The sequence below is a fragment of the Streptococcus sp. 2741 genome, assembly GCF_013276315.1.
Classification (GTDB): Bacteria; Bacillota; Bacilli; order Lactobacillales; family Streptococcaceae; genus Streptococcus; species Streptococcus pseudopneumoniae.
The window spans coordinates 15,917-30,745 of sequence record NZ_VMKU01000059.1; the positions used below are offsets into that span (position 1 = coordinate 15,917).

At 37.8% G+C, this 14,829-nt stretch carries 8 protein-coding genes and 1 pseudogene; all 9 read right to left on the reverse strand.

Annotation, left to right across the window (positions count from 1 at the left end; all coding sequences use genetic code 11):
• Positions 1-178: 178 nt before the first annotated feature.
• Entirely contained in the window at positions 179-1,027 is an 849-nt protein-coding gene (locus tag HT671_RS06530) for a carbohydrate ABC transporter permease (RefSeq protein ID WP_166735322.1), read from the reverse strand.
• A complete protein-coding gene (locus tag HT671_RS06535; protein WP_000237984.1) occupies positions 1,027-1,911 on the reverse strand; it encodes a sugar ABC transporter permease in 885 nt (294 codons plus the stop codon). The genes HT671_RS06530 and HT671_RS06535 overlap by 1 nt, the downstream gene beginning before the upstream one ends.
• A 78-nt stretch (positions 1,912-1,989) precedes the next feature.
• On the reverse strand, positions 1,990-3,327 hold the full coding sequence (locus tag HT671_RS06540; RefSeq protein WP_138703357.1) for a sugar ABC transporter substrate-binding protein: 1,338 nt from the start codon (positions 3,325-3,327) through the stop codon (positions 1,990-1,992).
• An 18-nt stretch (positions 3,328-3,345) separates the two neighbouring features.
• Positions 3,346-3,798 carry a YhcH/YjgK/YiaL family protein gene (locus HT671_RS06545; RefSeq protein ID WP_000587470.1) on the reverse strand — a complete coding sequence of 151 codons (453 nt, stop codon included), beginning with the start codon at positions 3,796-3,798 and terminating at the stop codon, positions 3,346-3,348.
• A gap of 1,239 nt (positions 3,799-5,037) precedes the next feature.
• Positions 5,038-6,012 (reverse strand): annotated as a pseudogene (locus HT671_RS06550) (Rpn family recombination-promoting nuclease/putative transposase).
• A gap of 288 nt (positions 6,013-6,300) precedes the next feature.
• A complete protein-coding gene (locus HT671_RS06555) occupies positions 6,301-9,912 on the reverse strand; it encodes a trypsin-like peptidase domain-containing protein (protein WP_172923093.1) in 3,612 nt (1,203 codons plus the stop codon).
• Between the two features lie 613 nt (positions 9,913-10,525).
• On the reverse strand, positions 10,526-13,816 hold the full coding sequence (locus HT671_RS06560; protein ID WP_172923094.1) for a sialidase domain-containing protein: 3,291 nt from the start codon (positions 13,814-13,816) through the stop codon (positions 10,526-10,528).
• Positions 13,773-14,006: a YSIRK-type signal peptide-containing protein gene (locus HT671_RS06565; RefSeq protein ID WP_316043892.1), complete on the reverse strand. Its 234-nt coding sequence runs from the start codon at positions 14,004-14,006 to the stop codon at positions 13,773-13,775. Before HT671_RS06565 ends, HT671_RS06560 begins: the two co-directional genes overlap by 44 nt.
• A 243-nt stretch (positions 14,007-14,249) precedes the next feature.
• Positions 14,250-14,477, reverse strand: a complete 228-nt coding sequence (locus HT671_RS06570; protein ID WP_000576348.1) for a hypothetical protein — start codon at positions 14,475-14,477, stop codon at positions 14,250-14,252.
• Positions 14,478-14,829: the final 352 nt, after the last annotated feature.

Sequence of the window (14,829 nt, forward strand, 5' to 3'; positions counted from 1 at the left end):
AAAAATCTCTTCAAACCGAGTCAACGTCGCCTTACTGTGCGTATGGTTACTGACTTCGTCAGCTTCATCTACAACCTCAAAAACGTGTTCTGAGCTGACTTCGTCAGTTTTATTTGCAACCTCAAAGCTGTACTTTGAGCAGCCTGCGGCTAGTTTGCTCTTTGATTTTCATTGAGTATTACTTCACAGATCCTTCTGACAATCCACTTGCAATCTTATTTTGGATGACAGAGAAGAAAATGATTGATGGAAGAACTACAATAACAGACGCTGCCATCATATCTCCCCAGTCTAGTATTTCTGAACCATTAAGTGAACGAAGGGCTACTGCTACTGTCATCTTTCCTGTATTGTTAATCAAAATCAAGGCATACAGGAATTCATTCCAAGCATTGATAAATGTATAAATAGCTGTTGCTACAATACCTGGTGCTACAATACCTGGTGCTACAATCGGTAGCACAACTTTATAAAACGTTACAAATTTATTTGCACCATCAATTCGAGCTGCTTCTTCAATTCCAATTGGAACTGTTTGGAAAAATCCAACTAAGAGCCAAACTGCATATGGAACACTAAAAGATAGATAAACCATCATCAAGCCAAATAAACTATTTGTTAACCCAACTTTAGCAATGGCAATTGAATAGGGAATTGCTAACAAAATTGGTGGGAAAATATAGGTAATGACGAGTAGTCTCGACATGATTGCTCCCAATTTAGGGAAGAATCGAACAATACCGTAGGCTGCCATAGCAGAAATAATAATCGCAATAAGGGTTGTAGCTAAGGCAATGATTAAACTATTTCGAATGTTATCAATAAAGTGCAAATCGTTGATAACATGTATAAAATAATCTAATGTAAACTGTTCAGGCCAAAATCGTGTTGGATACTGAGTCAATTCCCCTTTCCCCTTGACAGACGATATGATAATCCATACCAATGGGAAAATTGCAACAATAGTCGCACCAATCAAGAGTGCATGTGAGAGAATATCTAAATAAATACTGGATTTCTTCTTCATTATTTTCTACCCTCCTTTTCCCACTTACTGATGATAGCAAAGTAGATAAAGCAAATCGCCATCAAGAAGATAAAGAGCAACACTGTAACTGCTGAAGCACGACCCAACAATTTAGTGCCCCAACCCAGGTTGTAAGCAAAAATTGGAAGCGTCGTTGTAGCATTAGCCGGTCCACCACCCGTAATAAGGTAGATAATGTCAAAGTTATTAAAGATCCATACAGTTCTCAAAACAACTAGAAGCCCTACAACTACTTTAATATGTGGAAAGACGATAAACTTGAACACCTGCCAACTTGAAGCACCATCTATCTTAGCAGCCTCAAATTGTTCTTCTGGTACTGTTTGCAAAGCTGAAAGCACATTAACCATAATCATTGGTGCTCCAAACCAAATGTTGATAAACACCAAACATAGGAATGCCCATGTACTATCTGTCAAAAATGCAGGTGTATGTTCCATTAAACCTAATTTTACGATTAGATTAGGTAAATAGCCATAAACCCCGTTTAGAATCCATTGCCAAGAGAAGGCAATAACGATGGTAGGAAATGCCCAAGGAACAATCAATAAGGTCCTATATAATTTCTTAAAGTGGCGTACTCTGTGAAGAGCTAAAGCCAATACAAACCCTACTAAAACTTGACCAACTAATGAGAAAATGGTCCACTTAATTGAATTAAAGAACGCATTAAAGAAGTTGGGATCTGATAGCACAGCTTTATAGTTAGCTAAACCAACAAATTTATAATTGGGCATAATCAAATGCTTATTGGTAAAGCTATAAAAAATACTCGAGAAAAACGGATAAACAAAGAGTAATCCTACGATAATCATAGCTGGCAAAACAAATATCCAGCGAGTTAAATTACGTTCTTTAACCATTCTCCTTCTCCCTTCTTTTACAAGATTGGGCTAGGGCTTTTCAGCTCACTAGCCCACCTATTTTCTAGTCTTTTACATCTACTGAACAGCCTCAAATAAATCGTTTAATTGTTTTTCTGCTTCTTTTGCAGCTTTCATAGGATCTGTTCCATTTGTAATGATATCTTGGAACATTTGTTCAATAATGTGTTGGTTAGTCAACATACCAGCTTGTACACTTGGTCCATTTTCATAACCAATAGCAGTACCTTTTTTAACAGCTTCAGTAATCACTTCTTCAGCATGTTTAAATTTCTTACGAGTTTCATTTTCTTTATAGGCTGCAGAATCGCTAATCCCCTTAATAGTTGGCAACATACCTACTGGAGTTGAATCAAGGAATTTAACGTAGTCTTCTTCATTATAAAGTGATTCTAAGAATGCTTTAGCAACTTCTGGGTGTTTTGAATTTTTCCAAACAACCATTGGAATGTTTGAGGTTTCAATTCCTTGGTCTTTATCAGATTCTTTGATTTTTGGAATAGGATAAGCATCAATCGAATCAATCAATTGAGGACTGTTGGCATTGATTCCTCCAATATGGAAGCCAGAGTTAAAGTCAAATGCTGTTTTTCCTTGATAGAACAAGGTAGCTTGTTGAAGGACATTAAAGTTCAAAGAATCTTGAGGTGAAATTTCTTTATACATTTTAACCCAGTATTTAATACCATCTTGAGCAAGTTGACTTGTCAAATCCGCTTTAAGATCTTTTATCAAGAGACTTCCACCACCACTACGTACGTAGAAGTTCAAGAAACGTGTTGCCATTAAGTCATTTGTTCCAAACGGAACAGACAAGCCATAAACTCCAGCTTCTTTCAATTTTTTAGAAGCTTCATAGAGTTGATCCCAAGTTTTAGGAACCTCAATATTATGCTCTTTTAACAAATCTGTTCTAACCCACATGACTTGTGCATGTGAATAAAGAGGAACAGAGTAGTAATCATCTCCGATTTTTGCTTCATTTAAGGCAGTTTCGTTAAATTTATCTTGTCCAATACGCTTGATAGAATCATTTAGCGGAACCAAAGCATCTGAGTTGACCATTTCCATTACTTGGTTAGGAAGAGCTGTACTGATATCTGGCACATTTCCATTTGCTAAACCTGTAGTCCATTTAGTATAGAAGTCATTCCAAGAAAATGTTTCAATCTTGATTTTCGTTTTTGGATGCTTTTGCATGAAAGCATCTGCTGATTTTTGAATACTTTCTAAACGGGGTCCTTGAGTAAAGGAGTGCCACATTGTAATCTCACCAGATAATTCTGTTGGTGGTTCAGTACTAGTTGTAGCTTCTTTTTTTCCTGAACAAGCTACCAAGGCAACAGCCGCTAGCGCAATTCCAGCTAGACATAAAAACTTTCTCATTTTTTTCATCGTTCTTCTCTTTCTACATTAAGAAATCGCAACTTTAAAGACAACTTTTTTCACAGGTTCATCATTTATACGAACCTTGGGTTGATGTAAATCTTCTGGAAAAGTGATGAGGCATTCGCCAGCTCTCAAATGAACCAACTGTTCCACTTTCCCTGTGTATAATTCAATATCTTTCTCTTCATCATACTCTTGGGTAACGCTTACATTTTCCGGCGATGTAACAGCCATGGCTTCTTCGTTTTCCAAAACTAAATGAATATCCAAATATTTTTGGTGTGTTTCAAAGAAAGCCCCTGCTTGACCATCTGCTAGATAAGTAAAGCAATTCCCAAACAATCGATTACCATCGATAGCAATCGAACCTTCTGTTAAATTTTCTAGTCCTGTTTTTTCTAGAAAATCTATTAATGTTGCAAAATGTGGATTTACTCCCACATAAGTTCCTAAACGGCTAATTTTTGTAATAATCATCTCTTCTAACCTCCTTTCTCAATCTATTTTTCCTATCCAAGTTCCCCATTCTTCTGTCTAGCATTTTCTACTAGAAGGACATAAAAACACTACACTCTCTAACCTATACTCTTTGAAAATCTCTTCAAACCACAGTCGCTTCACCTTGGATTATATANNCAACCTCAAAGCGGTGTTTTGGGCAATCTGCTACTAGCTTGCTAGTTTCTTCTTTGATTTTCATTCAGTATCTCCTCAATCTTCACAAGGAGGTCTGATTTTTCTAGCGACAAACAGAATAAATAAGTTAGTTCAATGAGCTACCTTCCTTATAGATGAAATTGATATTCATGAAGGAAGTCGCCCTTTATTTTTTGCAAAAGATACTAGTATGAATCTATTTGGGGAATTGAATTTATAAGCTGCTCACTTATACTCTTCGAAAATCAAATTCAAACTGCGTCAACGTCTCCTTGCCGTACTCAAGTACAGCCTGCGGCTAGTTTCCTAGTTTGCTCTTTGATTTTCATTGAGTATTAGTTTTTCTAAAATAATTCTAATCTATTATTCTAGCACTAATAGACTCTTTGGCTAAATCTCCTTTCTACATCTCGTTTCACCAAAAACTTTTAAGAGAGAAATACTCTATATTTCATTCTCTAAATTAGTTTTGTTACCGTTTCCAATTAGAGTATACTTTTTTTTTTTAGTATTTCAAGTCTTTTTCTAATTTGGAATTTAGTTTCAAATCTTTTTTAACTATATCAAATATATTAAAAGTACTTTCAAAAATAATCAAATTCTTACAATACTTGTTTCGAGTGGACAAGATAAGAAAACAAGAAAGTCAATTTTAGGAGAAGACAAGGTTAATAGTCGCATGATATAATGCAATGATGTAAAAATCGAACAAATTGATTGGAAAATTCAAACCAATTTCTAACAATGATTTAAGAATTGTTGTGTCCTAATATAGATTCAATGCACTATAAAACGCATAATATCAAGTTTTTTTAATTACCTGATACTATGCGTGTTTGTGATTTTTAAGATTTTATGCCTAGAGTCTCTATATGAGGACTTAAAAAACTGACTCGTAGATGATTTCCTAAAGTCAATCCTCTTACCTAAAAAAACGACTTCTAAAAAAGTTGCCTTCATCGAGAGGTGAAGCAATGATTGTCCTAAAAAATAGTTGGATCGCAAATCTCTCTGAAAATTTCTTCTCTCTGCCTAACTTGAATTTGAGATTCAACATTCTTATTTATGATGGTCTTTCAATAATACTTCAAACTCAGCAACAGTCATGCCCAACTGCTGACTGGCAACCTCGGAAGTCAGAAGTCCTTGGTGGACTAGATTTAGTAGCATAGACAAACTTCCTTCAACTTTCCCACGTTCAAGTCCTTGTTCTAAACCTTTTTCGATGCCTTGTTCAATCCCCTCTGCGCGACCACGTTCAAGACCTCTCTCTAAACCTTTTTCCTCAGCTTGCTCCAAAGCATAGTCCTGTGCTAACATGGCTTGTTCTTCTCGCCTGCGTTGTTCACTAAACATTTTCCTATCCTCCTCGGACCAGCTCTTGTAGTCCAGCAGTTGATCTGCTTGGCTGATGGCTCGCTCGGGCTGCTGGGTAAAGGGTTTATTCCCGAAAAACTCTAACCATGGTTTACGAACCTTGTCTTTGCTGGTTTCTCTGTATTTTCTTAATTCCAAGAACGCCATCTTGACTAGATGGTTTTCCTGTCCATTGTTTGTAATTGTTAAAACCTCACCTGTCGAATCCTCTCGCATGCTAAAACTATGAAAAGCCAAGTCATCTGAGAACTAGTTACTATCCACAATTGCGATAGCGTATACTGGTGAGATGTGTTTATAACTCTGATGAGTATCACCTTCTCGTTGACGAATTTTTTCAAGATTTTGATTGACCTGACTGCACAAGTAAGCCCATAAACGATTGATGAAAAAATTCTGATGATGAACCTGAATTTCGATGATAACTTGCGTACCATTATCCAACTCCGCCAAAACATCTATACTGGTATAGAAATCTTGCGCCGAATAGGGCATGGAAGTCAAGACATGAATATTGCTTCCCTCCAAAATGGTCACATTTTTTGCTGGTAAATCCAGCATATCGCGGATAAATTGACAAGTGATTTCTGGGTTGCTAAAGATTTTCTTAGCAACCAAATCATTGGTCGGGCTAATGCCCGGATGTCTTAGAATCATATTTCCTCTCCTTTCATTATAGCACATTTTTAAATCTAGGTTTACTAGATTTACTGCTACTATCTATTTATTCGGAAAAGAAAGACAAAAGAAGCGAGAAAGTTAAAAATTATTAATCCTAATCACTTGTAAAGAGATAAATCTTGCTCATATTATTTATTAAAGACTCTATTTTACAAAAAAGATTACAAAATCAGCCGTTTTAGAGAACTCTTACCACTTCCTAGACTATTAATTCTAATGTTTTTTATACTACTCGCTTGCTCGTCAATAGGTCATAAAGCAAAATCAGTTGATCCATTCCCCGTACTCGTTCACTCTATAGCCGTCTGGTGTTAGCAAATTGAAAAGTAGTTTCCCAAAAGCATCGATATAGTACCACTTTCCTTTATAATAAATCCATGTATTGGATTCCATGGAACCAGATGATCCTAAGTAGTACCACGCGCCACTTGAATCTTGGAACCAGCCTACCTCCATCATGCCATTATCCTTGAGATAATACCAATTACCGTCTGTATCCTGTAACCAACCGGTTTGCATGATTCCATTCGCATCAAAATAATACCATGCATCATTTTCTTTCATCCAGCCTGTCCGTTCTTTCCCATCGGAATTTCTAAAATACCACTGATTATTTATCTTATGCCATCCTCTTTGTTGATTATATGTAATAACAGAATGTTCAACAGTAGAAAGTGACATGTTATCCGCTTCAACGCCAAAAACAGCTGTTAACGATGACGAGCCTGTCCCGTTCGTTGTGAATTGAGCAGTGGTTTCTGGGCTAGATAATCTTTCCTGTTTTGATGGAGTCTTTATTTTTCTCTCATCTCGGTGCCCTTCTACTGTCAATTTTTCTCCACCTGTAACTTTAGCCACAAAGTCTGGAACTTCCACTCTTTCAGGGACTAGTTCTTTTGAAGATACTATAGACTTCCCAAGGTCTCCTGGTATTTTTTCTCCCGATACTAAAACCTCTGACTCTGAAAATTCCTCACTAGACGCAGGCAGTTCTTCTCTGATTGGCGCATCTTTTGGAACTAGAAACTCTACTTTATCTGGAGATACCACTTCCTCTTTGAGATTACTTGAGTTTTCTTCCGTCGATGACACCACTTCCTTCACACCCTTAAGAACCACACGTTCTTTCATAGGTGTAACCTCGACTGTACGAGAATTTTCAACAATCTTTCCATCAGCTAAGACCTTATAAGTCACCTTAGTAACTTCTTTACCTACATACCCCTCCGAAACAACCTCCGTTTTCCCTTTCTCTAACTCTTCGGAGTCCTCAAAACGCTCTGTAATCGGAAGTTCTTTTATGACACTGTTGGGTTTAATACCTAAAGTAATCACCTTGGATTGAGGAGCTATTTTCTTCTCAGAAACTTGAGAAGATACCGCTCCTGTATACTTATCTACTTGATAAGTAGTAGTTCGAGTAACCACCCCTCCTTTACCCTCTACAACTGAACGGAAACCAAGCTCTTTTGTTTCATCTCCTTGGTAAAGAGTATCAAAAGCAATCAATTCTTTTTCTACTTTCGGCTTAGTACCTTTATACACTACTCGGTAAATAAGTGGAACACCTTTTTTTTCACCCTTAGTATCCTCTGTACGCTCTTTTCCAACCTCAAGGGTACTATCACCTTCGTAAGTGGTAATAACCTCTGTTTTCGGCTCCTTTTGCGGTTTGAGAGGAGGTTCTACTTTATCTTTATCAGACTCTATTTTAGGTGTACTTGGTTTTTCGTCTTTTGGAGTTGAAGGAAGTTTATCCTTATCCTTCTCATCCACCAAAACTTCATCTTTTACATAGACAGGCTCTTTTGGTTTACCTTCAATATAAGAACGAACCCAATCCAGTTGCTCTTTTGATAAAACCAAACCACCACTGCGGCTTCCTACAACACCATTTTGGTGAACTCCAATTAAAGTACCTTTGTCATTATAAAGACCACCACCAGACGCTCCGGGTTTTGTGCCTTCATAGCTGATACCCTCAACACCTGAACCGAAATCAGTAGTATCTACAACTTCACTATCCAAGACTGGAGATAAACGACCATCCGGGAAACCATAAACCGAAACTTTTTCACCCTTAGCGATAGAAGTTGACTCAGAAACCACCTCTACAGGAGATACCGCTTTGAAATCTTCTTTTAGTCGAACCAAGGCTAAGTCATTTTTAAATCCAAATACGGAATCTTTTTTATTCCAATAAACAATATCATCATCTGAAAAATGCACAGACAACCCATTCGGTAAAGTTGCTTTATACACTGTATTGGTGCGACCAGATTTCGTAACGACCTCAGAACCTTTAACTGTTAAAAAATTATGAGCGACTGTTAACACCAAATTGGGTGCAATTAAAGTACCTGACCCCGACCCATCTGGCGTTTGAATGTGCGTTGTAGCATAGAAATTTTCTGAGCCATTCGGAGCTTGTAACACCTCTTTACTAGGCATAGGTAAGTTGGATTTGCCACTCAAGTCAACCTTACCAACCTCCGTTCTTGCGAAATCAGAAGACGAAGTAGATGAAGGATTTACTGAGTCAACAACAGCTTTTATAATGGTATTACCTAAAGCTAACTTACTGACATACTCATCAGACCAACTAGTATCACTTACTAGTTTGTTGACAGAAACTCCATTGTAAGATACCACTTTAGCTGTTGGGGAAGTTGCTATTAACTGTTTGAAGTCTGGATTTTGTCTTAAATGAAAATTCAAACCACTTCCAACAGGACCTTCCTGAACAACCTTATCTGAAATCAAAGGAGTTCCTTTAGTATCTTCCACTCGAAGTAGAACGCGGCCTTTTTCTTCACCTTTTACTAAAGTCGCTCGACCTTTTTCATCAAAACGATACAAAGCACCGTCAATCTCATACTCTACGTCTTTTAAGGCTCTGTGATTTTCATCATAATAGTAACGGTTTGCACCATCTATATACCAACCCTTTATACCATATTTATCAATCATAGAACGAATCCAAGCTCTGTGCTTTTCCGTAAAAATCGTACCACCCCCAATACGCTCACTCTCAGGAGCGTTTGAAGTATTTGTTCCGTGCTGGTGGATACCGACTACATCTCCCTTATCATTAAACAAAGGAGCACCTGAAAAACCTCCCAAAGCTGAGGAATGATAAGTGACTGCACCGCTCTCTTTATTGACACTGCTTACAGTTGTTGAGACTGAATAAGCCTTACCATCTTTCAACCTCTTCTTGTTTTCTTCACTTAAATTCGGAGTCGAAAAATCATTGGGATAACCTACCATAGTGATTTTATCACCAGTAGAAACCTCTTTATGGCTCAACTCTCTTGGAGAGTCCTCACCACCCGTCATAGCTTCTACAGGCTTTTTAGTTACCACTACTGCTAAGTCGTTGCTATAGTCTTTACCAAAGTCGTTGCCGTTATATAAGTGAATAGAGTCTTTTTCAAGAGCTTCTGATACACCAGAAGTAGGTACTTTATTGTTCTTTTCCGTCTCTGAGTTCATCACAACATAACTACGAGCAGACTCCCCACCACGCAAGACCGCGGACTTGTTTTCTTGGTTTTTATCATAGTAATTATGAGCTACGGTTACCATGACATTCGGCGCTACAAAGACACCACTGCCAGACGCGGTTTGTTTTCCACTCGTACCACTATCATAAGTGGTATAAGTCATAGCAACACCCTCAGCGGACTTCTCATGAACGCTCACATCTTTTATATCATCGCCACCTTGAATGACGTCAGCATACACTGTTCTTCCTCCAACAACTGGTAAATCAGGAATCGACAATCCAATCATACTCACCAATGCCAGACATCCCACCAATCCATAAGCTTTTGACTTACGAAATTTTCCTAAACCCTTTAAATATAAAAACATCTTTTTCCTCACTTTAGTTTCTAATACTTATTTATCCAGATATAATAGCTTACAATCTTTTAAAATCTTCAAATAAGTTATGATTGTTCCATACTCTTCAAACCATGTCAGCCTTGTCGTGCCGTATGTATATGTTACNNTATCTGCAACCTCAAAGCGGTGTTTTGAGCAGGCTACGGCTAGCTTCCTAATTTGCTCTTTGATTTTTTGAGTATAAGGACATGTTGGATTCTATGTGCTGTATTGTCAACAATACACTCTTCTTCCTGTATATCTACCAACATGATTTACAGAATTTTATTTTACTATAATTTTACCTATATTCCAAGACAGAAATAAAATAATCAAGAACAAAAACGCATATAACCAATAACTAGCTATATGCATTTTAACACTTAAAGCGAACTGTTAAGTTGCGACTAGTGGTATCCAGTCCTAAGTAAGTCGGAAATATACAGTTTATTTACGACTAGCAAGGCATTTACCCGGCAATAAGAGCTCATCTAAATTGACTTTTTCTTAAAGTAGAAATTTCTACGAAAACTATCTAAATAAACTTTTAATCTCTATGACGGACAAAACATGTCTCAGTTATTCATCAACATCCAAGGTTCTAGTAGTTGACCCACTCCCCATTGGAGTTAACTTTATAACCATCTACTATAGTATTAACCGCTAATCTTCCGCTTTCATTGACATAGTACCATTTGTCTCCAACTTGGAACCATTGATTTACCTTCATTGCACCAGATGATTCCTGATAGTACCAATGGTCTCCATCTTTTATCCAACCAGTTGCCATTGAACCGTTAGCATTGAGATAGTACCACACACCACTGGATTCAACCCAGCCAGTAGACATTGCTCCGCTCTCACTCAAATAATACCATTGGTTACCATCTCTGACCCAACCAGTTGCCATTGAGCCGTTAGCATTGAGATAGTACCACACACCACTGGATTCAACCCAGCCAGTAGACATTGCTCCACTCTCACTCAAATAATACCATTGATTACCATCTCTGACCCAACCAGTTGCCATCGCACCAGTAGAACTCAAGTAGTACCATTTATCCGCTTCCTGATGCCAGCCTTTCACCACTTCACCAGCAGATGTATAAAAATACCACGCACCATTTTCTTGCTTCCAACCAGTCGTTATTGGAACTTTAGTCTCAGTTTTAATAACATCTCCTACATAAGATTGGAGGTAACGAGGAGCAAAAGAAGTAAGAGGAGAGTTTGCTACCATTCTATCTGAAGACCCCAAAGATAATTTATCCTTCTCTGACTTCCTTTCTGTCATCTCCTCAGATACATTTTCTCTTACTGTATTCATGGTCTCGACAGGATTTTCTTTCGCATCTTCAGGAATTCTACTGCCAGCTAGTGTAACTGGTAAATCATGCATACTGTCAATTCTACCGGCCAGTAGACCTGTAATTTCTTGACCTGCATCTTCTTTATTAAAGGTGAAAAGTAGAGTTTTTTGATCTGCTTGGGTCAAGAAGGTAGCTTTGTGTCCATTCGCTAAAGTCAAAGTCGGAATAGAATTTACTAGTACCTCAGAATCAAATTGCATAGCTAAGATACCTTGTTCTGCATCCTCTTCTTCTGTTTCCAATTTACGAACGTCCCTGATAGTTACACTCGTTGGATATACCGGATCTTTTGTTAAAAAGTCCCAATTAAATTTTCTAAATGATAGGGTATAGTCATTTTGTCCTTTTTCAGTGTGTTCATACAAGATACCATACTCCCCATTTCCTAATTCTTGGAGCGAATTATAGGCAAACTCTCCTTTTTGAATTGGTCTATGATGTAACCAAGTCAAGTCTCCGTTGTCCTCTACACGAGCCAAATGAGCCATTCCATTCGTCCGTTTAGGTCCTCCTGAATTGGTTAAAATGATGTATTCTTTTCCTTCGTGCATGGTGTGAATAGCAGCCATTTGGACATAAACATCTTTAACCTGATTGTATCTCTTGATTTCCTTGTCCCAAGTTTGCCCACCATCTTTACTTGTGGCAACCTGTAAATCACCCGTTAATCCTCTCATAAAGAGTTTCACATCACCATTATTTAACTGTACAGCAACTGACTCTGTATTTTGGGCAGGACTATTATTCATAGTTGAGGAATGAATTTTTCTTCCGCCTACTGTCCTATCATCATTGACAGCAGCTCCAGCCTGCCATGTTTCTCCATGGTCATCTGAATAAATCAAACGAGAAGACTGGGATCCGCTTAGATGGGAGATAGCATTGGTGGTATAAGTAGGAACTAAGATACGACCCTTGTGCTCTCCTGTTCTAAGCACAATTCCTGTACCTGGACCTGTTCCTAAAAATTTCATCCAATCTTGGCGAATTGATGGTGTAATATCTCTTGGTTGCGACCATGTTTTCCCATCATCATCACTATAAGAAAGCCACAAATAGCTCGTATAGGCTACACGAAATGGATTTTTAGCAGATGGAGCAAAGTAGATATTCCCAAGAAGCTCTTCTCCTTTATAGAGGTCACCCTTATCTCTGTAGGCTTCTTCTTTTGGATCCACTACAACGCGATAATCTGTTTTTTGATTATTTGCATCATATACTTCTCCGTTTTCTCGGACAGTATATGCTTGATTTTCCCCTTGTTTATATAGTAATTGATAGTGCTTATCTCCAACTTGTTGATAAGCTTTTTGAGGTTTGTTTGGCATTCCAAAGACAGCTCGACCTTCTGGAAACATATCGTAGATTGAAAAAATTCTCTTTGTGGTAGGATCTTGAACCAAGACCATATCGATATTAAGTGGAGATGGTGCCTGCGGATCTTTTGCTTCTGGATTGTCTCGCAAGTTGGTCAAGGTTAAGGTTGGCTGCCAAGTAGTTCCCCCATCCTCACTTCTCCTAACGACCATAGCAATATCTCCCCAATCAGAATGGTGGAGACGACGCTGATCTGCCCCTGCCAGTAATGTTCCTTTATCCGTACGTAGCAAAGCTGGAATCCGATAACTCTTAATTCCTTCACTATTTGGCTTACCATTGACACCGCTCATAAACAACTCTTGCTTCTCTGTCAAGACTGCCCCTTCAGCAAGTGACGGCTCAATATCTGTCACATCAAATAACTGGCTACGTTTTTTGACTTCCTCTGGAGTTAGAGCACGATTGTATACAGTCAGATTACGAATAGAGAGATTTGAGCCCCACTTCAGTTCTCCTGCTCTATTAGTTGCACCTAACTGAAGTTTATCCACATCTGGCATGTCTGCCAGGAATTTCCCTGACTTTTTATTCGTACGAGATAATACACCATTCACATAAAGACGAACCTGACCATTTGGACTATCCTTTCTTGGTCTTTCAACAGTAAAAGTAACCGAATTATACTTGCCTGGTCTAATCTTCAAAGGCGCATCTGTATAACTTCCATAAAATTGACTACCATCAGCTCCACGTCCCTCTATCAAAGCTGTCCCATTATTGATTGCCATTGTAAAGTACTCATTTACTTTAGTTGTACTGGAAGCAGAAAAGAGATTGTAAAAACTAGGACCATCAGCAGCCGGTTTGAACTCCACATGAACAGTTGCATTTTGGAGTCCCTTTACTTTCTCTAATTCATCAGACAAGTCTACTCTTTTTCCATTTGAATCATTCGTCTCTAAGTCATCTTTTTCTATCACTGTTTCGACATTTTCCAAATCTCGTGCATAGTAATCTCTTGGAATTTTTTCTTCTTGCTTATCTTCCCTTTCTTGTTCTTGCTCATTGCCAGAAAGTTCAGTCTCTGAAACAGACTCTACATGCTCTGCAGGAAGAGTTATATTTTCTCCTTCCTCAGAAGGCTGGCTCTTTTCTGTATCAGTTAGGGTTGAGCTCCCCCCCCCCCGAAAGTTGAGTTTCATTTGCCAGAGGTTGCTCACTCGCCCCTTCTTGAGCTAAAACAGGAGACGTTCCAAACACCACTGCTCCCACAATCATAGAAACCGCTCCTACCGATAGTTTCCTAATGCTATAACGACACTTACGTTCTTGAACATTCCGATTCATACTGTTCCTCTCTATATCTATATCCCGATTTCTGAAATAAGACATTTACTCCAGAAAATGCACTTAGTTTGTCTTTTCTTAACTTTCTTTTACTACAGTTCATTTAAATGACAAAAATGAACTAAACAAACTATCTCAAATTGGTGCCAAATTTCCCCTCTCCTTTCTCCAATCAGACTCCTACCAATCTAGTTTATCTACCAGGACACCGCTGCAATTAAACTAAAATATCTCTTTATAAGCAAATTATTGGACATCAGCTTATGCTATTTACACCATACTTCCTGCTCAATCCTTATCGAACACTTTTTCAAATAGCTTTTCATAAGCATAAATACTTGTAGAAATAATGGGAAATATAATCAAGCTCACAATCAGAATCTTATCCAGCTTAAAGGGGACAATCCCAAATAAGTGAAGAAATAAATCAATCAGAAAACTGTCGAAAAAAACTGTCAAAAGTAGTTCAATTTGTCTTTTTCTCTGCTTTTTTGTCTTGAATGCCTTAAATATCATATTATTCCCCTTTTCTAAGCTTCAATCCCTTCTCTCTATCTGTCATTTCGCATAGCTGCTACTATTTTTACAGCAATCTATCTTTAAATATACATAAAGATAAGATTCTATCACTTTTTATAAGTGTTAGCAAATTTATTATACCTCATTTCTAAAACGCTTTCAATACAGTGTAGTATAATAGATTTTAGTTTCAAGAAACTCTTTTGTATAATAATATCCTTGAAAGTAGTTTCAGATGAACATTTATAGTCCATAAAAAGAAAACAGAGACTCATCTGTTTTTTACACTCAATGAAAATCAAAGAGCAAACTAAGAAGCTAGCCGCATGATGCTCAAAACACTGTTTTG

Excerpts from the sequence above, each read along its gene's own strand:
- HT671_RS06535 (WP_000237984.1), bottom strand. The coding sequence starts at position 1,911 with ATGGTTAAAGAACGTAATTTAACTCGCTGGATATTTGTTTTGCCAGCT.
- HT671_RS06560 (WP_172923094.1), bottom strand. The coding sequence starts at position 13,816 with ATGAAACTCAACTTTCGGGGGGGGGGGAGCTCAACCCTAACTGATACA.
- HT671_RS06570 (WP_000576348.1), bottom strand. The coding sequence starts at position 14,477 with ATGATATTTAAGGCATTCAAGACAAAAAAGCAGAGAAAAAGACAAATT.
- HT671_RS06540 (WP_138703357.1), bottom strand. The coding sequence starts at position 3,327 with ATGAAAAAAATGAGAAAGTTTTTATGTCTAGCTGGAATTGCGCTAGCG.
- HT671_RS06565 (WP_316043892.1), bottom strand. The coding sequence starts at position 14,006 with ATGTCTTATTTCAGAAATCGGGATATAGATATAGAGAGGAACAGTATG.
- HT671_RS06530 (WP_166735322.1), bottom strand. The coding sequence starts at position 1,027 with ATGAAGAAGAAATCCAGTATTTATTTAGATATTCTCTCACATGCACTC.
- HT671_RS06545 (WP_000587470.1), bottom strand. The coding sequence starts at position 3,798 with ATGATTATTACAAAAATTAGCCGTTTAGGAACTTATGTGGGAGTAAAT.
- HT671_RS06555 (WP_172923093.1), bottom strand. The coding sequence starts at position 9,912 with ATGTTTTTATATTTAAAGGGTTTAGGAAAATTTCGTAAGTCAAAAGCT.